General features: G+C 41.1%; 21 protein-coding genes and 1 tRNA gene. 3 read left to right on the top strand and 19 right to left on the bottom strand.

What is annotated here, in order from left to right:
- The first annotated feature begins 310 nt into the window (after positions 1 to 310).
- Positions 311 to 1300 (top strand): IS110 family transposase, encoded by a 990-nt coding sequence (locus tag ACFQ3S_RS03800; RefSeq protein ID WP_377161401.1) that lies wholly within the window; start codon positions 311 to 313, stop codon positions 1298 to 1300.
- 165 nt (positions 1301 to 1465) lie between these two features.
- On the opposite strand, the gene ACFQ3S_RS03795 is transcribed toward ACFQ3S_RS03800, so the two are convergent.
- From ACFQ3S_RS03795 to ACFQ3S_RS03785, 3 genes are all read right to left on the bottom strand, one after another.
- Positions 1466 to 2284: a hypothetical protein gene (locus ACFQ3S_RS03795; protein ID WP_377161400.1), complete on the bottom strand. Its 819-nt coding sequence runs from the start codon at positions 2282 to 2284 to the stop codon at positions 1466 to 1468.
- A gap of 279 nt (positions 2285 to 2563) precedes the next feature.
- Positions 2564 to 2719 (bottom strand): hypothetical protein, encoded by a 156-nt coding sequence (locus ACFQ3S_RS03790; RefSeq protein ID WP_377161398.1) that lies wholly within the window; start codon positions 2717 to 2719, stop codon positions 2564 to 2566.
- A gap of 365 nt (positions 2720 to 3084) precedes the next feature.
- A complete protein-coding gene (locus ACFQ3S_RS03785; RefSeq protein ID WP_377161396.1) occupies positions 3085 to 3501 on the bottom strand; it encodes a hypothetical protein in 417 nt (138 codons plus the stop codon).
- Between the two features lie 120 nt (positions 3502 to 3621).
- On the opposite strand from ACFQ3S_RS03785, the gene ACFQ3S_RS03780 reads away from it, so the two are divergent.
- Entirely contained in the window at positions 3622 to 4023 is a 402-nt protein-coding gene (locus tag ACFQ3S_RS03780) for a helix-turn-helix domain-containing protein (protein WP_377161394.1), read from the top strand.
- Between the two features lie 459 nt (positions 4024 to 4482).
- On the opposite strand, the gene porV is transcribed toward ACFQ3S_RS03780, so the two are convergent.
- From porV to ACFQ3S_RS03720, 12 genes are all read right to left on the bottom strand, one after another.
- Positions 4483 to 5646, bottom strand: coding sequence for a type IX secretion system outer membrane channel protein PorV (porV, locus tag ACFQ3S_RS03775; protein ID WP_377161392.1), 1164 nt, complete (start codon positions 5644 to 5646; stop codon positions 4483 to 4485).
- Positions 5647 to 5717: 71 nt separating this feature from the next.
- Positions 5718 to 6242 (bottom strand): hypothetical protein, encoded by a 525-nt coding sequence (locus ACFQ3S_RS03770; RefSeq protein ID WP_377161390.1) that lies wholly within the window; start codon positions 6240 to 6242, stop codon positions 5718 to 5720.
- Complete coding sequence (locus ACFQ3S_RS03765) at positions 6227 to 12862, bottom strand: FG-GAP-like repeat-containing protein (protein WP_377161388.1); 6636 nt, start codon at positions 12860 to 12862, stop codon at positions 6227 to 6229. The genes ACFQ3S_RS03770 and ACFQ3S_RS03765 overlap by 16 nt, the downstream gene beginning before the upstream one ends.
- 17 nt (positions 12863 to 12879) lie before the next feature.
- Positions 12880 to 13350: a T9SS type A sorting domain-containing protein gene (locus ACFQ3S_RS03760; RefSeq protein ID WP_377161386.1), complete on the bottom strand. Its 471-nt coding sequence runs from the start codon at positions 13348 to 13350 to the stop codon at positions 12880 to 12882.
- A gap of 601 nt (positions 13351 to 13951) precedes the next feature.
- Entirely contained in the window at positions 13952 to 14926 is a 975-nt protein-coding gene (locus ACFQ3S_RS03755; RefSeq protein ID WP_377161384.1) for a DUF5712 family protein, read from the bottom strand.
- A 39-nt stretch (positions 14927 to 14965) separates the two neighbouring features.
- Complete coding sequence (locus ACFQ3S_RS03750; RefSeq protein ID WP_377161382.1) at positions 14966 to 15517, bottom strand: BfmA/BtgA family mobilization protein; 552 nt, start codon at positions 15515 to 15517, stop codon at positions 14966 to 14968.
- 15 nt (positions 15518 to 15532) lie between these two features.
- Positions 15533 to 15790 carry a hypothetical protein gene (locus tag ACFQ3S_RS03745; protein WP_377161380.1) on the bottom strand — a complete coding sequence of 86 codons (258 nt, stop codon included), beginning with the start codon at positions 15788 to 15790 and terminating at the stop codon, positions 15533 to 15535.
- Between the two features lie 46 nt (positions 15791 to 15836).
- Positions 15837 to 16097, bottom strand: a complete 261-nt coding sequence (locus tag ACFQ3S_RS03740) for a helix-turn-helix domain-containing protein (RefSeq protein WP_377161378.1) — start codon at positions 16095 to 16097, stop codon at positions 15837 to 15839.
- A gap of 13 nt (positions 16098 to 16110) precedes the next feature.
- Positions 16111 to 16377 carry a helix-turn-helix transcriptional regulator gene (locus ACFQ3S_RS03735; RefSeq protein WP_377161376.1) on the bottom strand — a complete coding sequence of 89 codons (267 nt, stop codon included), beginning with the start codon at positions 16375 to 16377 and terminating at the stop codon, positions 16111 to 16113.
- A 159-nt stretch (positions 16378 to 16536) separates the two neighbouring features.
- Positions 16537 to 17301 carry a hypothetical protein gene (locus tag ACFQ3S_RS03730; RefSeq protein ID WP_377161374.1) on the bottom strand — a complete coding sequence of 255 codons (765 nt, stop codon included), beginning with the start codon at positions 17299 to 17301 and terminating at the stop codon, positions 16537 to 16539.
- Between the two features lie 175 nt (positions 17302 to 17476).
- Positions 17477 to 18706 (bottom strand): site-specific integrase, encoded by a 1230-nt coding sequence (locus tag ACFQ3S_RS03725; protein WP_377161372.1) that lies wholly within the window; start codon positions 18704 to 18706, stop codon positions 17477 to 17479.
- A gap of 308 nt (positions 18707 to 19014) precedes the next feature.
- A tRNA-Pro gene (locus tag ACFQ3S_RS03720) sits at positions 19015 to 19088 on the bottom strand.
- 452 nt (positions 19089 to 19540) lie between these two features.
- Between ACFQ3S_RS03720 and ACFQ3S_RS03715 the strand changes: the two genes are divergently transcribed.
- Positions 19541 to 22552, top strand: a complete 3012-nt coding sequence (locus ACFQ3S_RS03715; RefSeq protein ID WP_377161370.1) for a glycosyltransferase family 117 protein — start codon at positions 19541 to 19543, stop codon at positions 22550 to 22552.
- Between the two features lie 134 nt (positions 22553 to 22686).
- Here the strand turns inward: ACFQ3S_RS03715 and ACFQ3S_RS03710 are convergent, their stop codons facing one another.
- The 4 genes from ACFQ3S_RS03710 to ACFQ3S_RS03695 form a co-directional block, all read right to left on the bottom strand.
- Complete coding sequence (locus ACFQ3S_RS03710) at positions 22687 to 24171, bottom strand: S41 family peptidase (protein WP_377161368.1); 1485 nt, start codon at positions 24169 to 24171, stop codon at positions 22687 to 22689.
- A gap of 81 nt (positions 24172 to 24252) precedes the next feature.
- Entirely contained in the window at positions 24253 to 24852 is a 600-nt protein-coding gene (locus tag ACFQ3S_RS03705; protein WP_377161366.1) for an HAD family hydrolase, read from the bottom strand.
- Complete coding sequence (locus ACFQ3S_RS03700) at positions 24836 to 25147, bottom strand: hypothetical protein (protein WP_377161364.1); 312 nt, start codon at positions 25145 to 25147, stop codon at positions 24836 to 24838. Before ACFQ3S_RS03700 ends, ACFQ3S_RS03705 begins: the two co-directional genes overlap by 17 nt.
- 8 nt (positions 25148 to 25155) lie before the next feature.
- The gene (locus ACFQ3S_RS03695; protein ID WP_377161362.1) at positions 25156 to 25809 is read right to left on the bottom strand and encodes an ABC transporter ATP-binding protein; all 654 of its coding nucleotides are present in this window, start codon (positions 25807 to 25809) and stop codon (positions 25156 to 25158) included.
- Positions 25810 to 25967: the final 158 nt, after the last annotated feature.

Below are 25967 nucleotides of genomic sequence, written 5' to 3'. Positions count from 1 at the left end.
ATTTGCTTTGTGATTACTATTAAAATATCTTGGACAAAGAAAGGGTGAACCAAGTCAAGGCCCAGGTTAACGACCTATGCTTCGTATTAGTCCCTTTTCCAAGTCCTTGAGATGATTTATTTGTGATTACTATTAGAACTATCTTGCTGACAAAGAATGGGGTGAACCAAGTCAAGGCCCAGGCTAAAGACCTATGGCCCGTATTAGTCCCTGTTCCGAGTCACAAGTTGATGTCAATGACAAGTTAGAATTTTAGACACCAGGTCTGATAAAGGTTTTAGTCTGAGTACATCACATTAATTTATTTAGTATGAAATACAAAGTATTTGTCGGCATCGATGTATCAAAGCTTACTATTGATGCCCACCTGCATGCAATCGGGGCTTCCAAAACATTCAGTAACGAGGAAAAAGGATTTGCTTCACTTTTGAGTTGGGTAAAAAAGCATAGTAAACATTCGGAAATGATCATATGCTTCGAGCATACCGGTATGTATTCAATTAAACTTGCCACCTATCTAAATTATATCGAAATCCCATTCGCTATGCTTCCTGCGCTTCAGATCAAACAATCTATCGGGATCAGAAGAGGAAAGAATGACCAAATTGATGCGCAAAGAATTGCTGAATATGCTTGGTTACATCGCGAAACCATTCAGGCAACTGTATTACCAGCCAAAAGTATTCTCAAGCTTCAATCGCTGCTGACATTACGGAACCGTATGGTATGTGATCGTGGTGGGTATGAAGCCACATGGAAAGAACAGAAAAAGGCATTAGAAGGAAAAGAGCATAAAGAGATATTTCAAGTTTATAAAAGTCTGATACAGAGCCTAACGGTTCAAATTAAAAAGATTGAACAACAAATTAAGGCGGTTATAGAAAGTGATGAAGCAGTTAAAACCAACTATCAACTGCTAACCAGCATTAAATGCGTAGGTCCAGTGATGGCCGCAAATATGATTGCTTATACGCACAATTTCACCCGTTTTTCTACTTGGCGGAAGTTCGCCTGTTATGTGGGAACCGCTCCTTTCGAGCACCAGTCTGGTACCAGTATAAAGGGAAGAACGCGAGTCAGCAGTTTATCCAACAAGCAGCTAAAAAAATTAATCCACATGGTAGCCATTAGTGCCTGCGCATATAATCCAGAGATGAAAAGCTATTATAAAAGAAGAGTGAGCGAGGGGAAAAATAAGATGAGTACACTAAATGTTATACGCAATAAGATCATTTCCAGAATGTTTGCTGTTGTCAATCGCGGCTCGGGCTATGTGGATCTGATGAAATATGCAGCTTAGGGTTTATCATCTAAACTCTTAAACAACTCTCCTTATTTTGGACGGGTTCTGTCAAGGGCAGCGAAGGGCGGGCTTGTGCGGCTGCGCTGTTCATACACCCTTGACGGGTTCCGGCCAAAATGAGAATTTTGTTGTCGAGTTAAGATGAAGAAATGTTCCCCCTAATTAAAGAATTAGCGGAGGTGGGACTTTTAGCACGACTGAGATACTTTTACTCTTTACTACGCTACCTAAATCCGTAAGGATGACTTGCCATTGGCTATCAATATATTGGCAATAGGCTAACTTGAGAGTTTTTCCGTCCCCATCTTTTACCAATAAGGTGCCATAACTACTGCTTTCTAAAGCAACAGCGGCGGGTTCTTGCTTTAATATCACTGCGAATAACTCTTGCCTAAACATCCCGGTAAGCCCTTCCCAGTCAATCAATTCCCGTTCACCGGTATCATACATCGGTCCAAAGTGGCTGATCATATATGGAATCTCTCCAATATATTGTTCCTGAGAATAAAGCTTAGCCCTAAGCTTTATAAAGTCCCAGTTCTCATCGACGTAAGGTTCATTTAAAGGAAATCGGTCATCAAACGTTATCTGAGTAATAGGCAACATAAGATACTTTGATACCTTAGTAGCTTCATTTTCAACGCTGAAGGGTTGTATATGTGTCAACCAGTCCTGTAGAATATGTTTCAGTTCATCCACAGAAATAGTTGAATTTCCGATCTTAATAGTACTGTTCTTAAGATAAATCAAGGATTTAGAACCTGAAACTTCGCGCCATTGTTTCGCGATGCGCTTGATGTCACTCTTTTGGTTCAGCACCTCGATCTGGCTAACCGTATTTTCAAAGCTGCTATTTTCCAGATGAATAGCTAATTCAGTCCGACGTGCGTCTTCAGTGCTGACATGATAAGTTATTCCTTTAGCCTCTGACCATGACTTTGAAAAAGTTAAGTTAAATTCATGCGATATCATGCCTGCCATTAATTAATACTTGCAAATTACAAATTCTCAAATATTATAAGCTCACGCCGGGAAATTTATTGATTATTTATAAGAAAGTCCCCAAACAGCGAGTGTGGGCATTATCGCCTATATATTTAGGCTTATAATAAATAGGTACTTATTTAACTGGTCAGGCACCCTGAAATCCCTTAGCGTTCTCACATAATACTAAAATTATTTTTTACTTTTCATTTGGTAAAGTCTTAGAATACGGGCAAGCCGCTAAAAACAAAACACACTTGCCCGCTTGTATAGCCTTTACGTTTCATTCCGGCGTGGGCTACCTTTGCGGCTATGGTGATTGGGTGGAAACCCATTGCTTTTTCTGCAAACGGCAACTGCGATTTGCTCTTGCAGCGAGGCTGGCGGCGTAAGTATGGAGCCGCTTGCCGCAGCTGATTTTCTTTTTTTCACCAGTCTAACTTTGGTTTTAGGAGATTATAATCGTAGGCCGTCCTACATCTTCGTTCATCTGCAAAGAATATCGGATAGCATCCAGCAAGACGCTTTAGAAAATCTTCGTTAAATTTTTTAAAATTCTCCTTTAGAACGGTGATCTTAGTTTTGTTATCAAGCATCAAGTTTAGCAAACTGTCATTCTCAATGCTGTTCATGAGGTAACAAGTACCTGTCTGCTCATCAAAAATGAAAAAATGCGGTTTATGCTTTACTGGTATTATCCTACTACCAATAATAACCTCTACTGAAAGATTAAAGCGGTCTTTGTGAAATGTTAACATAAATGACAACGTGGGGCATTCCAAACTATATCTACATGCCTACATAAATGATTTGGTTGGCTTTTCCCTTAAATATTTAAGCCAGTATAATAGATATGTGTGATTATAAGGATTATCAGTAAGTAAGGGCAAAGCTTTCTTCCATAAAGTAAAGATCGTCGCTTTTGCCTCGCACCAAACTGGTTCATCCCGCAACTCGCTTTTGTAGGTTAGCGGCCTCATGATTTCATACATGGTTTTACTGTTCTCATCTAATTGCTGTTCGTTTGGGCGATCTTCGGATAGCTTCTGTTCCTTATCAGGTAGGCTGAATCTTGTAAAGGCACTTACTTTTAACCCGCTCTTATCAGTCTTGCCATGAAATCGTATGACTATCGGGTAGTTACGGTTACGGTAAACATCAGGTGCAAAGCACAAAGCGTAAGCGTTCACTGAATTATCTCCTGGCTTTATCAATAGCGTCCGGTCGCTTGATTCGGTTAATAGCAGAGGTCTATGTAAACCGAACCCAAACAGCGTGTGTTATACTCACAAGGGTATTATCTTTACCGTTATAAATTCTTTGTATATTTGGTTATGGAAACATCTGCTAAACCCTCAAACAATCATATCGGTAGGAAAATCGGTCGCATTCGCGAAATGCGTGGTATCAAGCAGGAAGCGCTTGCCGCTGATTTAGGCGTGAGCCAACAGACAGTTTCACGCCTGGAGCAAAGCGAAACTATAGAGGATGATGTTTTGGAAAAGGTGGCTAAAGTGCTTGGCGTTCCGGCGGATGCGATCAAAAACTTTTCAGAGGAAGCAATGATTAATATTATTGCAAATACATTTACCCATTCTACCGTGAACGGCATTAATTACTTTCCTACATTCAATCCAATTGATAAAATTGTAGCCTTGTACGATGAGAAAGTTGCGCTGCTTGAACGTCTATTACAGGCTGAAAAAGAAAAAATTGATTTGTTAAAGGATAGATAATCATTTTTCGGCTTCAAGTTCCACCCAATCATATCTATATCATCTGAAATTTATAATTTTCCAAAATTTAGCTAGTCAACCAAACTGATATAAAATTAAAACATTGCAAAATTTTATTTGATTACAACTACGGAGTTTCGCAGTCCAATTGACTTTTTGTTAATAATTACCCTCTGCGATTATAGCGCTTTGCTCCATAACCATATTGGCTACCGGGTTTAAAGACAAAAAGACCCGCTAGTTATTTGTTAATTAAAAGGATTATCCATTTCTTTTTGGTTTAGTCGGGCTGCAGGATGATTGGTTTTCTACAAGCAGCTATATATCAATTAGTTGATGGTGCTTTGTGAATAGCGCATTAATTTACTCACATAGTTTTCAACTATGTGATTGACATGAATATATTATAATATAGAATCAAGCAAAGTGATCTTATATATCGGTAAAAGATTAAGCGATCTACTTAACCTTTCTACTAAGGTCTACTTGCAATCCAAATCTTAACGTGTTGGCTAATGCACTAGTAGATGTTGAAGCCAATAGATAAGCGAAATCGAATGTTAATGCTTGATATTTTAAACCTGTTCCTATTGTGAAATAACTATTATTCCCTTTTTGAGGGTTTTGATAATTGTAACCTGTCCTGAATGCAATAAGATCTTTAAACTTATATTCTATGCCTGTTGATATGCCAACTTCTTTCAACTCCTCCGAAAACCCGTTAGGGGCGTCTATGAATGAGCTAAAGATTCCAGAAGTAACTGAACGGTTTGGATCTCTTCCCTTTACAATATTTCCTTCCTGATCATATATCGGCTGTGTTGGTACCATTAGCTTATTTATATCCAGTGCTACGGTAAATACCCCGTCTTCTCCTGTTAATGCCACAGCCGTTCCAAGCCGGAAATTTGCTGGCAAGAAGTATGATTCTCTTCCTATACCATAGTTTATTTTTGTACCAATGTTGGATAAATTAAGTCCTATTGAAAAAGCAGCAGGTAAGGATAGAAAATAACTGTTGTTCTTGTATATGCCAGACACATCAACACTGATTGCTTTACCAGCTTCTACTGATCGACCAGACGCGGCCTGTCCGCTGAACAGGCTGCTATGGATGTAGCGTACTGTTCCCCCTAAAGCAAACCGTGGTCCGAAACTCCTGATATAGCTTACATCAAAAGCAAATTCACTCGGACTCAACAAGCCAAGATCTCCAAAATTATTGTCAGTAAAATTTACATCTCCAACATCAAAATACCGTAAGGATGTTGCAATAGTACTGCGTTTGTCTAACCGAGCATAGGCTCCTAAGTAGGATAAACTCATTCCTGGCGCTATAGTTCGAAGCCAGGGGCTGTAAGAAACGGATACGCCTTTCGTACCCTCGGGTAGAAAAGCAAGTGAAGAGCTATTTACTGCCGCTGCGTTTGCATCAGCTTCAACAGCAACTCCAGCATTTCCCATTGCTCCGGCTTTGGGGTGTGGGGTAATAAGTAAAAACGGCACGGCCGTTAATACATTGCTTTGTCGGCTACCATCTACACGGGTGGTAGGTTTTGTCTGACCGACTATATAATCAGAACCAAACAGTATTAGAATCAAAATCAGTACTGCATTATTCATAGGGTTATCATTATTAAGACTTACTATCGATTCTAAAACTTAAACTATAGCCGTTGCTTTAGATTGATTTTTCACAAGTTAAGTGACGGTTGCTTTAGTCGTTGTTTCTTTAAGATAGCAACCGCCTGTTTAAAGCCATCATTTTTACTTAAGATATTTACAACCAAATCCCTGAATGAAGCCATCTCATATTTCGTCTCGGAGTTGTAGAGCCAATGTTGCTGTAGTTGGTCACTTACGCGTATTTCCGCTGTACCCTTCCCTCTCTCAAAAATTTTGATTACAAGAAAGGATGTAGGCATTATTTCATACTCATCACTATGATAATCAACCTTTCCAGAAGCTTCATAAAGTTTATATTTGTTAAATGCCTTTTCGATAAGGTGAATATCAGAAACGGACAAGCGGAGGTTCGCTTTATAATGTAAGTCATCATAATCCACTACAATCTTCTTCGAATTCAAATCGACTTTAATAAAGTCATTGTAGTAAAACCAAATATTGTAATTGCCAGTCTTATATTCATTTTTACTGTTTTGAAAAGTACAGCCTGTCATACAAATCAAACAGATCAGTAATCTTACTTTCTTAACCATAAGGGTACAATTTTATTCAACTTCAACCAAGAGAAATTTGAAGGATAGGGTATAATAGCTGATTTAAATTCTGCCAGCGAGAAATGAGCCATAGGTGCACCAAGAGCTTTTATATACGCGTAAGAATATGACGATGCAGCCGGTTCTGAATACTTGTTATACGCAAATGTACTTTGCGTATTCATGTGCCACGCGTGCATAAACTCATGCTTGAAAACCAAGTTTTTACCTGCAAGTTCAAATTGCTTCACGCCTGGAGCTATTAGCACCTTGCTGGTTGTGCTTTTTGTAAACAAACCACTATACGATTTTTGAGTTACAGCTCCGGCAGTCTGGCCTGAAGGAGTGCTAATTGACCCGTCAAGATTAAGATTATAGCCATTGGCTAAACTTTTATTATCCGCTAGAGATACGGAGGTGTTCAATTTAGCCTCTACGTCTTCTATAAGCATATTGTCTCGACTTCCAATCTGATTGTTATAATCTGTCCTCATTTCCTCTGTGCTGGTATACTGTTCGCCATCACCAAACGAATTTGATGACAAAGAGAATTCTTCCACTTTAATGCCTTCTCCTGTCCAAAAATTACGTCCATCGATAGCGGCATCGATGCCGCCTACCATGCCGCCTACAAAAGCACCACCTAACGCTCCCATTCCTCCCGACCTCAGACCTGATCGCAAAGCCGAACCGAACGATTGGCCATCAAAAACCGAATTGCCAAATCCAGATACGAAACCGCTTGCTAACCCTGCCCCACCACCGATAACGGCACCAGAGAAAAATCCTGTACCAACTGCTTTTGCCGCCGATGAGCCGATAAACCCGGCGCCGAAGGAGCCGCCACCCAGAGCAGAACTTATGCCTGCACCAACTCCTGCCCCAAGAGCCCCGGAAACAGCTCCGGTTCCAAAATAAGCTAGTCCCTTCCATGAAAACTGAGCACCGTGTGCGACCCAGTTCACTATTCCACCTACCAAAGCGCCAATAATAAGATGAAGGAATTCTCCATTTTGATCGGTATACATTAATGGATTATTTAATGCGTAACCGAATCTATTATAGTTTTGAGTACTCAAGGCATTTTGAATAAAATTATCTGGCGATAGGAATCGATGAAGTTTAGGGTCATATAAGCGACCATTCATATTAATAAGACCAACGCCTAACAAGTGTTCATGTCCCGTGAACCCCCGATCAGTGATAACAAATGCAGAGAGTGGATTTCCGGCTCCATCTGTTATTTTTACGATATTACCCCATGCATCAAACTGCCTTTTTTCTACAGCATCGCCAAGTTCGTTGCTGATCAAAACAATACTTCCTATATTGTCTCTGTGAAGAAAATAAAGTGCACTTGATGTTGAAACACCTGTATGAACCTCCTTATAAAGAGCCGGCGCTGTATAAGCGTCACCGCCCAGGTAAAATACAAAGCTCGTAGTACCTGATTGTATGTCATTAGTAATTTCAACGCTGCCATCCTCTGCATAATGCCTCCGGAACCGGCGAGTCATTTTATCCGCCTGCTCATCACCATAATACATATGAGCGCGGCCAAGAATTGCGTTATATTGGAAACTTAAACGCTCATGCCCTTGCTCAATAATCTCAACCGGAGCTTTGAATGTGTTGTATGTGATTTGCTGCAATGCCCGGCTTTGGTAGTAGGAATCAGCGGTGGCACTGATATTATTTAATTCGGTTTGTTTATAGCTGTCGCCATCATAATAATAATCACCTAATTGGCTATTATTACTTATTCGGCTCTTTGCATCATAGCTTTGTGAATTATTACCATTGTTATCATTGTATGACGTTAAGCGATTAAGGTTATCGTATCCAAAATTCTCGCTCCAGCTTAATTCAGTATTACTACGGCTTGTCATTAAGCCACTTGGTGCATCAACCGTATAATTCAAGGTCATCAACGATTGTACGCCGCCAGCTACTTTCTCCACAACATACTGTTGTGGGAAGTCGAACGCATCATACACATAGGTAGTTTTTAAGTTACTACCTTGCAAATCACCACTCAACTGTCCTTTGCTATTAACACTTCCTAGTTTCCATAGAATTTGACCTGTCCCCTGTAGGGTCTTTTGGATGAGCTCTCCATTTTGATAAGTATACTCGATGGTCTTTTGGGCCGTAATATTATTTAATTTATTAGTGGCGATGAGTGTTTCTGTGAATATCCTTCCATATGAATCGTAAGTTAGATTTTTTTGAAAACGTGCATGAAGATTATCCTCGACACGACTGCTAAGTCTTTTTTGGGCATCGTAGGAATAAGTATATCCTGCATTGTTACCATCTCCGTTAATCAGCGTCATTCCAGTGACGAGCTTCGAAGTCAGGTCATAAGTAAAGTTCATCTGTAAGCTGGTTTCATCCCCTGTTACCTTTTTCTCTAATATTTTTCCAACATTGTCGTAAGTATACTGTGTCACACCTTTTGGAGAGCTTTCTTTTGTTAACTGATCAAAGCCGTCATATTCATAGGTAAATACGCCAGCGGTCGGGTCATTTAAGCGGGTTTTTCGTCCCCAATCATCCCGCTCGATACTCATTGTCATACCTGCATAATGAGCTGCTTTAAGTTCTCCGTTAGCAAAATATTCATAGCTTATATTACCCCCAGGATCCTGAATACCGACTGTATGACCTAGTGCATTTTTGGTGGTCGTTACACTCTTTGTTCCGTCGTTTACAGTCCTACTCAGACCAGCATAATTATAATTGATCATTTTACCAGTGTATCCACCAACCCGCTTAATTCTTCCGTATTCATCAAATTCCGTGGTATTCCACTGGTTGTAATTGCCCGGCTGTCCGGGTTGGCTTTGTCCAATGGCTCTTCCGTAGACATCGTATTGAAATGCCGAACCTATAATTTGCCCTGTCACATTTTTGTTTCTCGTCTCTGTAATCTGGCCTAAGGCGTTTGAAGATGTAAGAGTATAACGCCCTTCGGTATCAGTTTCTACAATTTCTATGTTGCTGCCATTTTTCTGGTATGCACGATTGGTAACCAGATTAAGATGATCTGTAATTTGTATCTGCTTACCCCAGGCGTCATACAGGTAACTCTCATTACTATTAGAGGTACTTGTTTTAGTCATTGCATTTCCCGTCTGCGAATCGATCGTGTACGACGTCTGTACTTCATTCACATCTGTCTCTTGAATAACGAATCGTCCTGTAGGATCATATTGCGATGAAGCTGTGCGCTGAGCCCCACCCGGTGCTGTAGTAATCTTTTGAACAATATTACCGAATGAATCGTAAGTGAGATTTTCGGTCAACCATGGGGCATTATTGCTTTTCTTCCTTATCTCCGTCGGTAGTGATCCGTTGTAAGTGTATTCAACTAAACTGCTAAAGACATCTGCACCATTATTCAAAGAAGTTCGTTGAGATAATACCCTACCGATATAATACCCATTAGGGTTGTTATCATAGGACGTCTCCACCATTTTCGTTGCATTCCCTCCTAAATTACTGGTTGTTTTTGTGAGATTCTGATATACATCATATTCAAATGACTGCGTGGTGTAAATGCCTGTCAACATATCTTTGGTTGATGACGCAATCGCTTGGTTAAGAAAGACTTTATTAGGAAGAAGCTGTGTTGAATATAGTTGATCGTTACGGCTGATGTAGTCGTTTATCGAAGCGCCGTCTGCGATTCCAGACGACGAAGGCATACTTGTAAACGCCATATTCTTAATTGACGGATTAATGTAGGCTGATTTAGAATTAAATGACCTAACATTTGCTCCACGTAACAGAGGGTCTTGTATGCTGGTACTGAAAATTCGGCTTTGGTCACCATTACTCGTATGCCAATTACTTCTTATCAGTTCACTGAAACCTAAAAAGCCAAGTCCTTCTGCATGACTGACTGCTCCACCATAACCAAAGATCTGACTCACTTGCTCGAAACCGAAGTAGCGGGTAATTTTACTGACTACGTTAAGTCCCGGTACGTCATGCAAATCTATGTACGGGTAAGTTCGGTCATAGCTACTCTGGTACAAGGTAATATCCTCATTGCTGGCGTCAGCTCTTAGATCTTTGTATTCTATATGATGAGAAACGCCATCCTGAGAGATATAAGCTATTTGCGATTCTGTTTTAAAATCTTTTCCAAATTTAAACAGGGAAACACTATTGTCACTCATAAATCCAAACTCCAAATTATTATTTGGCCTTGACGGGTTTAGGAAGATTGGAATGGGATAGTGCCTTAAATTAGTATAAGTACTACTCCCTGTTCCTGAACTAAAGGACGGAGCTGAAGTATAAGAATTGCCAAGGTTATGATGTACCGTAACATCGATTACCCCATAAGCGTTATTATTACGGGTAGTGGTTTGAGCTGATATAATATCGGCCTTTCCGTCACCGTTTACATCATTGGCTATAATATAGTGCAACTGCAAACGCTCCACGCCCGGAGTTCCATCCCAAGTACCGGCAACATTAGCAAAAGGCTGGTAGCCCTCGTGCTTAAAGAACCCCTTACCTGTAGACATGAAAAATGCATACAGGTTATTATTGCCAGTAGAGAACATGATATCAATCTTACCGTCACCGTTGAAATCGCCCAAGACAGACGGCTGAGCATTAGTGATGCGGCTGTCATTGGTCTGCCATAGGTATTCCAGGTAATTGTTTTGATTAAGCGTATAAACGGTCATTACCCCGCTTTTAACGAGTATAAGATCTGTTTTGCCGTCGCCGTTGGCATCGGCTGCATAAATTTTGTCACCGGATTGATAGTACGGGTAGATTTGCCCCAGATTTGTCACAAAATTGGTTGTGAGCCTGCGATCAAGATTGATGAAGTGAACAGGAGAGCCTGACTCACTGTATTGTTGAACACAGTTGCCGATACCAATCGGTCGATCAAGTTGATCAGGAGTTGAACGCCAATTTTCCCCAGGATTGCCGGTATCGTCCATGTATTCATAAACTATAACTGAATTTGATTTTCCAACGCTGATAACGTCTGTCATCCCGTCCCCGTTAAAGTCTCCAGAAATAAAATCGAAATTTACCGGGCTGCCGTCATGATATTGATCATCACAGGCTGAATAATAACCCTGACCAAGTGGAATATCATTCCATTCCTTTTCATACTGATAATAAACCGGGGCAACCGTACCTGATGAATAGACACTGAATTTCAATCCGTTGTAACCATTATCTTTCACCAAGGCCATACCTTGCCCGGGAAGTATCTTATTATTGTAAGTCAGTTCTGTGGCAGGAAACAATTCCCGGAAAGGCCCGGTATTAATTTCATAACCCAACTGCATGTATGGAGATCCGGGCTCTATATCATAAAAGGCCCAGAATTTATTCTTTGCATTGGGATATAGCAAAAAGTCCATCGTACCATTACCGGTAAAGTCGGCGGTGACTACCTGGGAGTTATTGGCAGCAATGCCCGAAAGGCTGAGGTTAGCTATCGTATGGCTTGATATCACATCGCCGGTATTCTCATAACTGAAATAGATAGGTTCAAAACCCTTGGTTTCGTCTCCCGTCAACTCCTGCAAACTGGTCAGTCTTTGATATTTCAACGTAGTCATCTCATCGTAACTGAGCACATACATTCGATAATAGCCAAAGTTTGCAGATACCTGGATCCTATCCAGGATCTGACTTCTACGTAACGAAAGTCCACCCGTGAACACATGCTCAGCCCTGCTTGCCTCCTTGTATAAAAACCAGATATAATTCAGGTTAAGTCCATTTACACCGATACCACCGTAACCGATACCCGAGATGTATATGACATTCTCAACAATCATATAATTATAATTTATCCGTACACCGAGCGGATTTTCCATAAAGGAAATGGCATAGTCCGTTTGTGTTTTGGAATAAGCATCATAGCCATACCATGCTTTCGACCCATCCGGGTAAAGTACTTCAAAAGATTCAGGTCCATAATTGGCGCCGTATGGGGATATACCATGTGAGATGATACGTACATTGGAATAATTCTCTGTTTGATACTCTGCTCCATCTCCACCGTAAATACCACTTTTCAACAATAATCGCTGCCCGTCTAATGCAAAGCGGTCATTCTGGTCAAAGTTCACACCTTTGATCATATTATCATGATAGTTCGTTGATGTCAATCTCGTAATTGCCGAAAGCCCTGAAACATTCCATCCATACCCGGCATTTCCATTTCCTGCCTGGCTATTGTAAGAAAGTCCTATTTGAGGCACAATATTCCCGATACCCGGAGGTAAAGTAATAGGAATATTGAAAACAGAGCCGCCCATACCGGAAACATCTATTGATGAAGAGGTTCTTCCCGCATCTATGGTTGCGGAAGAAACCCTGGAGGATGCTGAGCCATTTGTCTTAACTCCTTGGGTTACTCCGTTTTTAGCCCCTGTTCCTGCTTTAATTTCCGGTGAATTGACCTTAAATTCAGGAGCCGATTTCTTTTCAGATTTAATCTCTTCCGATTGCTGTATGGCAGCCCAGCCGGGTTTTAGCTTGGCCGTATCAATCTTTGTAAAGGTTGGTGTTTGCGCTAGTCCATGACAGATAGCTATGACCAAAAAAACGAAAGTTAATTGCAATTTCATGGTTCAGGAGTTACGGTTTAGATCTTTATCAATTTGATCGTTTCAGTTTTATTATCGGAATAGTAGCCGACAAGTATATAGGCACCTGGAGGTAATTTTGACAAGAAAATTTGATCTTCGCGCTGATCCTGCTTATAATTCGCTCCATAGACACGGACGCCGCTCATACTAAAAATCTCAATCTTATTGATATACAGCTTATCCGGGGTTTTCCACATCACTCTAAGTGTCTGTTCAACTGGATTGGGCGAAATTTTTAAAGAGCGTGACGTGATAACCTCACTTACCAGTTCGCCACCACTATCGGTGCTACTGATTTTCGAGCTGGCTAAAGATGTCGAACGCGCAACAGGGCAATTAATGCATACCCATCGGCGCTCTGTTTGGTTTCCGGAGGCATCATAGCTGAAGGTGAGTTTTTGGGCGGATGCAATGCTTCCTAAATGCATCAGTGCCATCCAAAACAACAGATAGTAGCGTTTTAGCATGTGACAATATTTAATTATACATTATTAAATACTTGAGAATACAATAGACAATTATTTACAAGTGTCTTTAGATAAAAACAAAACAGGAATTTAATGAATGCACTCCCGCCAAATACATAGAACCTAAAAAATTATAAAGAGACACCTATTACAAGTGTAAACTAAGCTTACTAAAATCAGCAATAAAGTCGATTAACTTAAGATAGCGATATTTAAATCTTATTATGCTTAATATTTAATTTCGGCTTAATTTAGCAAATATTTATTATTTAATAATTACTCCATTTTATTTTATTTTAAATTCAACTACAAACTGGATAGACATCAATTTTGTAGTTGATTAGAATCTTTTTTCGAAACGATCTGCATACATAACAAATTACAACGCTTAATTAACCGGACAGTAGTAAGCAGAGAAACTATCAAGGATGGGGCTCAAAAAATATCTGACCATTTCATATACCCTTGACGGTTTCCCAGCGGTGCTAATTTGTGGCTACGTTTAAGTCTATGCATATTGTGCGTGTGGCCTAGCAGTACATTACAAGCGTAGCGCGTTTCACAACTTCCTATTTTGGCAGCTACGGTGTCCGGCGGAATATCAAGGCTTATACTGGTGCCCTGTGGACTTCTTTTTCATTTTTTTCTTTTGCCAGTCTTCGTGATCCGGGACGATATTAGCTCCCGGCATGTACACCGGTTCCAGCATTACCTCCAGGAAACCCGCCGCTGTCTTGCCTACCATTGCCAGCATATCACCAGTAGTTTGAAACAAACCTTCAGCAACACCCTGGGCAAGCTCGTTAGCGACCGATTTGCTCTGATAATTCTGCGAAGTACCCTCGGTCAAGATGTTCAGCTGTTCCCGCTGCGCCAGTTTGCCATTCTTCTGGACATTAGCGTAGGCCATAGTATCTTTTAGCTGCCGGTCGAACGAAAACAAGCTGTCAAAAAGCGTTTCCCCGCTCTGCTTGAAAGCTACCCGATCAAACTGCCCCATCTTTTTAGAGTGCTCTACATTTTTCCCCCGTGAGTTATTCATCGGGCTGAGTTTAATATTATTGGTCGCATCCTTACGGCTGACAATAACCTGTACATGCATTTGTTCGCCATCTTTACGATCGCCGCGCTTTTTAATCCCTTGTTTCACCTCCGGATCTTTGTGACCGTAATAACGGTAGTTTTCCAGCTTGGCGAACCATACCAGGTCTTCATGGCTGTTCACACCATCCCGATTAAAGTTCTGTGCGTAGGTATCCATTACGCGGACGGCAAACCCTTTCATTTGTTCTTTAGCCCCGTCCTCGCCGTATTGCTCTTTTAAAAACGCGATCTCTTTCTGGCTCGGGCTAATATTGACCAGGAAGAATTTGGCATCGTCCTTACCCAGTTTGGCAATATTACCATCGATCTTCCGCATGACCTCATACGGTTCGACCCTGATCTGCTGACCGTTAAACCAATACTCAGGCTGTTGTTTATGATCCTGCCTGTTTTCTTTTTCGAGGTAGTGCACCAGCCCGCTACTGCTGCCTTTGTTCGCCGCTTCTTTATTGTCTGATATATTGATAAACATAAAGCCTCCTAACTCCCTAAAGGGAAAATGCATCTATGGTTAGAGTAAGCTGATCTGCGATTTGGTAACCGAGATTAGCTCTTCTTTTTCCCTGCCTGGGGTCATCATGCCAAACGCATCCCTGGATTTGATATAGCTGTCCATGATAAACAGGAACTGCGCTTTCAGCTGTTCCTTGCCCTTTTGGTTTTTCCTGATCGTCTCCATCAGCGTATCCATCTCGGTGAACTTTCGGACCTGAGCATTTTGATTATTCAGCAGGTCTACGTTAGCTTTAAGCACCTGAGTATTGAAGCGGTCGATGAGTTGGCTCTGCGAGGCGATCATCCTGTCCGTTTCTGTTTTGATCGGGATCAGCAGCATGTCTTCCTGCTTTCTGATGAAGCCGATGTAATCTTTGTGGTTCTTCATCAGCGCATTCTTCAAGAGCTCATCATTTAGGTCTAGCGGGTCTTTCTTGCTTTTATAAAAGTAATCGACCATCTGGATAAAGACCTGGCGCTTCGTACGCCCCAGTTTAAGGGCGATCTTTTCAAACTTCTGATCAACCGTAATAGGGTATCTCACTGATCTCACATTTATATCTTCCATTGTAAATCCTTTCTTTTAACTGGCATGGCTGTTTACACAGCTGTGCCGCTGTACCGATATACAGGATACCCCTAAGTATCCTGTTTTCTTTTCTTTCACCAGCAAAAACGCCCTAAAGTATCCCCGGAGGATACGTAAAACCCCCGTAGCGACGCGTAGGGCAAGCAAAGTAGGGCTCTGCCCAACTTCCGCTTGCTCCTTTTCTTTTAAAAGAAAAGGACGCGTTTTAGAACTGTAACCGCCGCCGAATTGGCGGACGGCTTTGATATTCACACGTTGTTCTTCCCGATGCTTCGCATCGAAGCTGCTCTTTTTCTCCTCACTTGCTGTTCCCCTCCAATAGCTTTTCAATGTCCTCTAACTTGTAGTAAAGCAGCCCGCCAATTTTGGTATAACGCAGCGTTCCGTTGACCCTCAAATTCTGTAAGGTGCCTGGCGATATGTTTAGCAGCTTCCTGACCTCATAGCTTTTCAGCCATTGTTTACTTTGACCCTGACCAGGCTTTATAAGCCCTTTGATCTCGTAAAGTAAATTCTCCAACTTTTTTAAATCATCCTTAGTGATAAATTCGATGTTCATCTTTCCCTCCTTGTTAACCTTTAGTTTTTTGTTGCATAATGGCGAGTACCTCGCTCTTTTTGAAATACACCCGTTTGTGCAGGCGCAAAAAGGGCAGCCCCTTTTTCATCCAGTCCGTAAGCGTTACTAACGACACGCCTAATTCTTCGGACAGTTCTTGTTTGGATAGTAGCCGTTCATCCTGCGGTGGGCTTCCACCCGTTTTAAAATGTTCCTGTAATTCTGCCCTGACTGCATCCCTGATACACCGGCTTAGGACTTCGTGGTTGATTATTTCCATGCTGCAAATGAAGGCAGAAAAGCAGCGCAAGACTGACCTCCAAAAATTTGGAGGTCATATTGGAGAGGTTATTGACAAGATAGAACAATAACTAATGGGTTATAATACAATTAGTTATTGAATGGTGGGAGTTGTTATAGAGATGGATAAGTGCTATTTTTACAAACTTCTCTTTTTCGCCGGAACAATGGTAAAATGCTTGTCTTTTTGTGGTACATCCTTGTACTTGGTATTGTCGGTGTTGTTATCAGGCGGGAAATAACGCTTTACGCTCTCGATGCTGATTTCCTTACCTCCGGCTCTAAAATACTTAGCGATCATCTTACTCCAAATATTCAATGTCGTTGCGTTGACCAGTTCTTTATTATCGTCAAGTTTAAGTTCCCTGATCTGTAATATCAGATGGTAAAGCGTTCTGTGTCTGCCCTCGCGAATGTCGATATAGTCTTTGGTTTCCAGTTCCCGAAGCTTCTTATTTTCCCCTTTAAGTTTTTTATTTTCAGCGTTCAGTTTGGCGATTTCTTCCAATTGGCGTTTGATTGTTTCCTGATCGGTTGACTGAATGAACCATTGGTCAATTGAGTTCAAGTAATCCAAAAACTCCTGCAACTTCAAGCGGTTTTGACGCTCCCGCACATGCTTTGAGGTATAACGGTCTTTGTTTATAAGCTCGCTGATGGCATCGCTGATAATTTGTTTGACGTGATTAAAGAACTCCTCTTCACTTGCGTCTGCATAACGGCCCAAAAAGAAGTTAAGCTGGTATTGATAGAAAGGTTCGTATTGCTCTTTATTCTTCTTATACAAACGAAAAAGGAAGTGATTATCTTCATTGCCTTTCGTCCAGGGCAATGGGAAACCTACATCATTAGTTTGCTGATCGAAGTCGAATAAAGCTCTATGCTTAAAATACTGTGGCCTCATATCGCTTTGGTATGTTAATAATAAATTAAGCTAAAACAACCGGCCTTAAACAAGATGCCTATTTCTTGTGCATTGTTATTGCTGAAAAAGCCAGGCTATGTATAAAGCTACCAAAACGGTTTATAAAAACAAACCCTGCGCTTTTAGGTGCAGGGCTTATCATTGCTTTTTGTGGTTAGGCTTGTAGTCGCTTACTAAGCTGCGCCATATCATCTGTTAATTTGCTCTCTACTACCTTGGCATAAATCTGTGTTGTAGTCAGCTTACTGTGTCCCAATAATTTACTTACCGTTTCTATAGGTACGCCATTGGTTAATGTTACCGTAGTGGCGAAAGTGTGGCGGGCAATATGAAAGGTAAGGGGTTTGATAATATCGCACGTATCGGCAATCTCCTTTAAATAGCTGTTTAGCTTCTGATTACTTAGCGTTGGCAATACCTTGCCCTCGGCCAATGCCTGTGGATGCCCTTTGTATTTTTCTATGATCGCCAGAGCTTTAGGTAACAATGGCACTCTTACAGGTTCGTTCGTCTTCTGCCTGTTGGTCGCAATCCAAATGGTATTCTCGGATTTTTCGATCAGGTTAGCGGGCGTTAAATTAAACACATCAATATAAGCCAGCCCTGTGTAGCAACTGAAAATAAAAAGGTCTTGAACTACTTGTAACCGTACAATGTTAAATTTCTTGGCTTCAACCCTTGCCAGTTCGTCTTTGGTTAAGTATTCCCGTTCTACCTTATCAAATTTCAACTGGTAAGCGTGAAAGGGATTACGGTCTATCCATTCCAACCTTACAGCAAGATTAATCATCTTGCAAAACCTTTCAATATGTTTCATAAGGCCGTTGTTATTTAGGCCTTTTTGGCCTTTCTCCGGCGTTCTGTTGCGCAGGTAGTACTCGAAGTCCGTAATAAACTTGTAACTCAACTCGGACAGGTATTTATCACTGGTTTTAAACCGTTCTTTGATGAACTCTTTAATATACTTCTGCGTAGTATAATAGTTCTTCATCGTGCCTGGCTCCAATAACTGCCCTTGATCGGAATTATGATACTCCATTAATTTACAGAGTGTAAACTTGGCTTGATCTTCCCCTGTAAATTTTTCTTTTAGGAGTTCCGTGGTAATAAATTTCTTCTGCAATAAAAGTTGTTGGTAGCTTTCTACGATGCCGGAACGGTATTGCTCCAAATAGTTGTTGAGTTTTACAATTTCCTCCCTGCTGCCTCTTGCCATGCCTTTATTGGCATTCCAGTTATCTTGCTCGATGGAGCGTTTAACCGATAAGTCAATTCTACTGCCGTTTACTGTGATCCTCGCATAGATGGGGGCTTTGCCGTCATTTGTGGCTTTATACTTTCTCAAATAAAAGATAACGCCAAAGGTGTTGTTCATTGTTTTCATATTCGTCAATTATTAAGTTACAAATAGTATCAGATTGACGGTCTTTAGCGGCTTTTGCAATTGGGCAATTTGCCGGGTTTCTAAACCCATATCAAAAAGGGCTAAAAACAATCAAAATAAACTAAGTAATCAATTGACTATCAAATACTTAATATGCTATTTGTGCCCAAATATAAATTTAAAATTTGGGGCACCGAATAGGGCACATTTTCCTTGATATAACTTGAATGAATTGGGCTGGAATAAAACAAAAAAGCCTCTAAATCATAGATTTAAAGGCTTTTTGATACTGGTTGGTATCGCTTTAGTCGGGATGGCAGGATTCGAACCTGCGGCCTCCACATCCCAAATGTGGCGCGATACCGGGCTACGCTACATCCCGTTTGGGTTTGCAAAGTTATGATTAATTAACACACTTGCAAATACTTTTTAAGAACTTATATTGTTAAAAAATCAATTCCCGATTAACAACACAATTATTTATCCGATTTACTAATTATAAGAGATCTAAAATCAATTTTGCTGTTAATCAATCTCACAAATATGCTGCAAATATAGCGCAGAATTGTATAAATGCAAATGCAATTTGGGTAGTTTACATTATAGATAAGTATAACAGGTAACTTTAACCTCTTATACATTTGATAGTCAACCGCTAACACGAAACAAAATTATCTTAATTATTTTTTGTACCGAAATTCATATACCTGATACCTGCTGCATCCCCTGCTTTATTCATCAATGTTAAAGATTGTTAAGGCTCATGGCGCTTTAAGTAATAAAACTGAACTTGCTTACTATTAGCAATATGGTAACACCTTTACTCCTTATGTTATGCATTACAATAAAATTAACAACCTCCTGGGCTGGCTATGTTTTGCCGTAGCCTCTACTACCTACATCCTCACGTTAGAACCCTCCGTAAGCTTTTGGGACTGTGGTGAATTTATATCCTGTGCTTTCAGGCTACAGGTATCGCACCAGCCGGGCTATCCGCTGTTTGCCATGATAGGGAAAGCATTCTCCCTCTTATCGATGGGTAACAATGCCAAGGTGCCTTATTTTACCAACATGGCTTCGGCACTGGCAAGCGCCGCTACGGTAATGTTTTTATTTTGGACCATAACCGCTCTGGCTAAAAAAGCATTGGTTAAGCGCAGTGCTGAAATGAGTCGGCCCAACCAGCTATTAATTATGGGGGCCGGTTTAGTTGGCGCGCTGGCCTTTACATTTAGTGATACGTTTTGGTATTCGGCCGTAGAAACTATTGTGTTCGCCCAGGCGGCCCTATGCGTATCGGTTGTGTTTTGGGCCATTTTAAAATGGGATGCTCATGCCAATGAACCCGGTGCCGACCGCTACCTGGTATTGATCGCCTATGTAATGGGACTTTCCATCGGCATTCACCTGCTTAACTTATTAACCATACCGGCATTAACATTGGTCTATTACTTCCGCCGAAGTAATCAAACCAGCACCAAGGGCACCCTTGTAGCACTCTTTACCGGGATAGGCCTGTTAGCGCTGGTACAATTTGGTGTTATACAATACACCGTTAAATTAGCCGCTTACTTCGATCTGTTTTTTGTGAACACGTTGCACATGGGCTTTGGCAGCGGTGTTTTGGTATTTTTGTTAGTGCTTATGAGTGTTCTTTTGGCAGGTATCATCTTTAGCATCCGTAAAAACAAGCCGGTACTTAATCTCATATTTATCTGCCTAACCTTTATTTACCTGGGTTACGGATCATTTGTAATGATCCCAATCAGAGCGCATGCGGGTACTAACTTAAATAACAGCCACCCCGATAATGCCTTTAAGCTGCAAAGCTATCTTAACCGCGAGCAGTACATTGCGCCTCCACTGGTGTATGGTCCATACTTTGATGCCCAGGCAATTGATCAAACAGAGGGTGCTACCATTTACCGTAAGGGCAAAACCCAATATGAAGTGGTGGGTAAAAAGCAAAAACTCGAGTACGATCATAACACCATTTTGCCACGTATTTACAGCAACGAAGACCGTGATGCGCAATTTTACAAGCAGTGGCTGCAATTAGGCGAAGGTCAGGCTCCAACATTTAAAGACAACATCAACTTCCTGTTTAGCTGGCAATTGTATCAAATGTATTTCCGCTATTTTTTGTGGAATTTTGTAGGCCGCTATAATGACCAGGACGGCCAAACCAGCACTAAGGATTTAGATGGCAACTGGACATCGGGCTGGTTCGATGGCGGCAGGCATCTGCCAAAATTTATTACCCAAAGCAATACCTATACGCCATTATATGCATTGCCGCTTATTGTAGGGTTAATTGGTATGGTTTATCACTTTAAGGGCAGCAAAAGAGATGCTTCGGTTATTGCCCTGCTTTACTTTTTTATGGGGATAGCCATCGTATTATATGTTAACCAGCCAACGGTACAACCCCGCGAACGCGATTACTCCTACGTTGGTTCATTTTATGCGTTTGCTATATGGATTGGTTTGGGTGTACTCGGTGTTGCACAATTTATGCAGCAGAAAGTTAACGCCAGGTATGCCGGCATGGCTGCTACCGTTTTATGCCTGCTGGCGGCACCCGCATTAATGGCTGTGCAAGAATGGGGGGCGCACAACCGTTCTACGAAGACCACGCCGCATGATATGGCATTCAACTACTTAAACTCTTGCGCACCTAACGCCATCTTGTTTACCTATGGCGATAACGATACTTACTCGTTATGGTATTGCCAGGAAGTAGAAGGCATTAGACCCGATGTACGATTGGTAAATTTAAGCCTGTTTGGTACCGACTGGTATATCCGACAAATGAAAAAAAGTATGAACAAATCGGCACCGTTGCCTATTAGCATGAACGATGAGCAGTTTAAGGATGGCGTGCGCGATTACCTTTCTTACCAGGATGCTAAAATTCCTGACTCGGTTGAACTGAAAGAGATCTTCGACTTTATAACATCGGAGAACAGCGACGCGAAACTACAATACCAAAACGGCACCACCAGTAATTACCTGCCTACCAAAAACTTTAAAATGAGCATTAATGCTAAGCAGGTAGTGAGTACAGGCACTGTTCCCGCCAGTCAGAGCAACCGTATTGCCCAAACTATGGAATGGAAATATCCGGCTAATTATGTAACTAAAGATCATTTAGCACTGATGGATATTTTGGTGCACAACAATTGGAAACGGCCGGTCTATTTTACCAACTCGGCCCCTGATGAAAGCATTATTGGCTTACGCCCCTATTTGTACAACGAAGGCTTCGCCTATCGCTTGTTGCCTTTGAAGCCTGACACCTCGGCTCAACAGTTGGATAAAACCAATACCATGGTGATGTATAACAACGTGATGAACAAATTTAAATGGGGGAACATGAAGAACGCCACCTATTTAGATCAGCAGTCAACTGCATTATTCTATCCTTTTGTAGCTACCACATTTTTAACCTTGAGCCAAAACTTAACTAACGAAGGGCGCCCAGACCTGGCGACAAAAGCACTGCGAAAATACGATAAGGTAATGCCCGATATTTACCCATACATTGACGTTGCCACACGCAAGTTTTATATTGCCGATACAGCTTGCCACCTGCAAGATTTTAAATTAGCCAACAAAATGCTGACCAGTATTGATGCGTACCTGAAAGATCAGTTGGATTACAATTACCATCAATTACAAAAAGATGCCGATACGGTAAATTTGCGCGATGTGCAAATGGGTTTGACCTTGCTAAATGAGATGGCCATATTAGGTAACCGGTATAAACAACTAACTGTTAACCCCCGCATAAAGCAACACCTGGCCCATTACCAAACCAAGTTCTCTCCGCTCATGCGGCAGTAATTACTGCCAATAAAATAATAAAGCCGCACTGTAGTTGGTGCGGCTTTATTATTTTACAAAAAAGAGTGCTTATTATATAAGTAAAATAATGGCAAACATGATGCAGAGCACCTTACCGAAATATTAAAGGCTATTTATTGAATACGTTTCAAATTACTATCATGTACGGCACCGCTAAAATCGTGCTTGTTATCCAGCAGTTGGTTTACACCCCTTAATTTCGCCTCCTCGGTACCCGATATACTGTTTTGCCCTTTAACATTGGTTACTATGTATGTCCCTTTATCAATATAACTTATAGCTCGCGATAATAAATTTTCGGTCGGGTCACCAAAATCTTTAGTTACATCATCACTGGCAATGTAGCCCGCAAAATTACTACCCGGTATCATACCCTGGTAAAAATCGGCCTTACCTTCGGCATTACGGCTTTCAAATTCGGCCAGGTACATATCATAATCACCTATTTTAATTCCAAAAAAGCCTACCGGTTTACCGTAAGTGGTTTGGCCAATAAGTTTTACACCCTGTGGTAAAGCCGGCTTCAGGTTGTTAATCACCAGTTCGCTGGCTGATGCCGTGCGGCTGGTTACAATAAAAAATACCTGGTTTAAATTTAAACCTCCTATTTTAGAAAACTTATAGGTGTTTGAGGCCAGGCTAAACTGCCCTGCTTTTACATTATAATCTTTTGATAACACCGGGTGATTGCCGCTTTGCATCTTGTTATTATAATATTCGGTGAACATTATGGTATTGTTCATGGCTGCAGGCACCATATAGTTGGCCAGGTATTCGGCCGTTTCAACTGAGCCGCCGCCGTTATATCGCAGGTCAATAACCAATTCAGTTACATTATCTGCAGCAAATTTGGAAAAAGCCTCATCTATTTTTGGCTTTGCATTATCTAATACGGTAAAGCGGCTAAAAGCAAAATACCCTACTTTTTTACCGGTAGCACTGGTAATAGTACTATATTTAATAACCGGGTTAGTGGTGTAACTTCCCTTGGTTACCGTAGTGGTAAATGTAGTACCATCAAAACGCTGTACATTTAATTTCATGGAATTACTGCTTAAAGCCTGGTTTAACCTAATAATAACCGGATCGGAATTACTACCGGTAGTGGCTGTTACCGAACCATCATTAACAGCCAGCACTCTATAACCACGTAACAGGTTTTGGGTAGCTGCCGATGAATTAGGGTACACATAACGTATTCTCAGATCATTGTAGCTGGCATTGGCATAAGACAGGGAAAAGCCAAAATCGGTACCGGTACCGCCAATGGATGTTGCGGCCTCTCCCCCATCAATATAAGAATACTTTGCCGTGCCCGGAAAACTGGCATCATACTCGTAAGGTTTATCTGTTGATGGATTGATTTTAATTTGTGAAAGCGCATCAATTTCATTTTGCAATGCATTCAAATCGGAACTACCACTAAATTGTCGCGGGTTAAAAGAGTTGGCAGCGGGCAAGGCATCATACCACAGGTACACTTCCTGTGCGTATTCATATACCTTATCTTTCAGCTCATCAATTTCACTGGTTTTATCCTTTTTACAAGAACTAATTACAACGGCTAAAAAGGCTATGGAAAGTAAAGTTTTTTTCATCTAAAAATTAATAATTTTTCTTTATAACGTGCAATATAACAATATATTATACAAATTGCCAGCGCTAAAAGTTGTGTAAATTTACAGCCCTATATAATCAACACCACAGGCTTCTGCACATAGTTTATCAGTATCGGTAATACCTATCATTAAAGTATCGCGGCGCTGTAACTGGTGCTTGTTCAATAGTAGGTGCACCATATCGGGTTCGGGCTTGGGAGCTATTTCGTTAGCAAAGTAGCAGGTAAGATATTGCTCCAAACCCTGCCAATCGGTATGTTTAATTTTGTTAAGCTGCTGTTGCGGGTTACCATTGGTAACAAGGAAGATTTGCTTGCGGTCTACCACAATATCTTGAAGCAGAGTTAGCATACTCGGGTATAATAAAATTTTTAAAGGAAGCTGCGCCGCGGTATGAAGGTGTTCAAAGTTAAAGCGATACTTTTCATCCAGCTTAAACCGGTCTTTTAGCGTATCAAATACAAACCCGGCTCCCTCCTGCTCATGTGTTTGCACCATCAGGTTTACCATTACTTTGGCGTCCAGCAGTTCTGTATATTCTAAAAAGCCTGCAAACAGGTAATAAACCTGGTACAGGTACTCTTTTTCAGCGAACAACACATCATCAAGCTCAAAAATAAAAGCTTTAATGCGCGGGTCTATATCACTGTACCTGATCATCTACAAATACTAACTTAATGCCATATTCGTCAAATAACAACTCAGATTCGGCCAGCGGAATAGCTTCCTCGCTACGTATTATGTACAAAGTATCTACCTCATGGTCGAGGCATAATGCCAGCATTTGATGCGGGTAAGCCTCTTTGTTCGGATTAGGCAATTGAAGCATATTACCGGCTTTAACCATTACATCGGGCAAATCCAAATGATCACCCAGCAACACATGACCATTTTGCAGCTTATTTTTTAACTGATATGCTTTTGCCGTACTGGCGGCTGTAATTAAACTGTACACTATCTTTATTATTGAACTATTAAACCATCTTTCATGATCACCTTGCGGTCGCTCAAGGCAGCCAAATCATCATTGTGGGTTACAATAATGAAGGTTTGGTTGAACTCGTTACGCAGGTTAATAAACAATTCATGCAGATCGCGAGCGTTGGCCGAATCCAGGTTGCCCGAAGGTTCATCGGCCAAAATGAGTGAAGGTTTATTCACCAGTGCTCTGGCCACGGCCACACGCTGCTGCTCACCGCCCGATAGCTGACTGGGTTTGTGGTGAATACGGCCACTTAAACCCAACATTTCTAACAAAGTAATGGCACGTTTTTCGGCTTCAGCCTTTGGTGTTCCGGCAATAAAAGCAGGGATACATACATTCTCAATAGCATTAAACTCGGCCAGTAAATGGTGAAACTGGAAGATAAACCCAATTTGCGTATTGCGGAAATGGCTGAGCTGCTTGCTGTTTAAGGTATTAATTTGCTGATCATTTACATATAAATCACCGGCATCGGGTTTATCTAACGTACCAATAATATTAAGCAGCGAACTTTTTCCGGCACCCGAGGCACCTACAATAGTCACAATTTCGCCTTGTTGTACCTCCAGGTCAACGCCTTTAAGAATTTGAAGATCACCGTACTTTTTTTGGATACCCAGTGCTTTTAGCATAATACAAATGTAACTAAATAAGAAGCAAGAGCCAAGAATCAAGAACCAAGACTAAACTCTTAATATTACTCTATACAATATTTTGATATGATTTTAAAGCTCTCCCTATTGAGGAGGGTTTGGGAGGGGCTTTATTAAAGATAAAATGTGTTTTCAAT

The organism is Mucilaginibacter terrae (assembly GCF_042679325.1).
GTDB classification, from domain to species: Bacteria; Bacteroidota; Bacteroidia; order Sphingobacteriales; family Sphingobacteriaceae; genus Mucilaginibacter; species Mucilaginibacter terrae.
The sequence above is the reverse complement of the archived record's forward strand: the minus strand, read 5'-3'. Positions and strand labels throughout refer to the sequence as shown.

Bases quoted from the DNA above. Each gene is read 5' to 3' on its own strand.
- ACFQ3S_RS03800 (WP_377161401.1), top strand. From the start codon at position 311: ATGAAATACAAAGTATTTGTCGGCATCGATGTATCAAAGCTTACTATT.
- ACFQ3S_RS03795 (WP_377161400.1), bottom strand. From the start codon at position 2,284: ATGGCAGGCATGATATCGCATGAATTTAACTTAACTTTTTCAAAGTCA.
- ACFQ3S_RS03780 (WP_377161394.1), top strand. From the start codon at position 3,622: ATGGAAACATCTGCTAAACCCTCAAACAATCATATCGGTAGGAAAATC.
- porV (WP_377161392.1), bottom strand. From the start codon at position 5,646: ATGAATAATGCAGTACTGATTTTGATTCTAATACTGTTTGGTTCTGAT.
- ACFQ3S_RS03770 (WP_377161390.1), bottom strand. From the start codon at position 6,242: ATGGTTAAGAAAGTAAGATTACTGATCTGTTTGATTTGTATGACAGGC.
- ACFQ3S_RS03765 (WP_377161388.1), bottom strand. From the start codon at position 12,862: ATGAAATTGCAATTAACTTTCGTTTTTTTGGTCATAGCTATCTGTCAT.
- ACFQ3S_RS03760 (WP_377161386.1), bottom strand. From the start codon at position 13,350: ATGCTAAAACGCTACTATCTGTTGTTTTGGATGGCACTGATGCATTTA.
- ACFQ3S_RS03755 (WP_377161384.1), bottom strand. From the start codon at position 14,926: ATGTTTATCAATATATCAGACAATAAAGAAGCGGCGAACAAAGGCAGC.
- ACFQ3S_RS03750 (WP_377161382.1), bottom strand. From the start codon at position 15,517: ATGGAAGATATAAATGTGAGATCAGTGAGATACCCTATTACGGTTGAT.
- ACFQ3S_RS03740 (WP_377161378.1), bottom strand. From the start codon at position 16,097: ATGAACATCGAATTTATCACTAAGGATGATTTAAAAAAGTTGGAGAAT.
- ACFQ3S_RS03735 (WP_377161376.1), bottom strand. From the start codon at position 16,377: ATGGAAATAATCAACCACGAAGTCCTAAGCCGGTGTATCAGGGATGCA.
- ACFQ3S_RS03730 (WP_377161374.1), bottom strand. From the start codon at position 17,301: ATGAGGCCACAGTATTTTAAGCATAGAGCTTTATTCGACTTCGATCAG.
- ACFQ3S_RS03725 (WP_377161372.1), bottom strand. From the start codon at position 18,706: ATGAAAACAATGAACAACACCTTTGGCGTTATCTTTTATTTGAGAAAG.
- ACFQ3S_RS03715 (WP_377161370.1), top strand. From the start codon at position 19,541: ATGCATTACAATAAAATTAACAACCTCCTGGGCTGGCTATGTTTTGCC.
- ACFQ3S_RS03710 (WP_377161368.1), bottom strand. From the start codon at position 24,171: ATGAAAAAAACTTTACTTTCCATAGCCTTTTTAGCCGTTGTAATTAGT.
- ACFQ3S_RS03705 (WP_377161366.1), bottom strand. From the start codon at position 24,852: ATGATCAGGTACAGTGATATAGACCCGCGCATTAAAGCTTTTATTTTT.
- ACFQ3S_RS03695 (WP_377161362.1), bottom strand. From the start codon at position 25,809: ATGCTAAAAGCACTGGGTATCCAAAAAAAGTACGGTGATCTTCAAATT.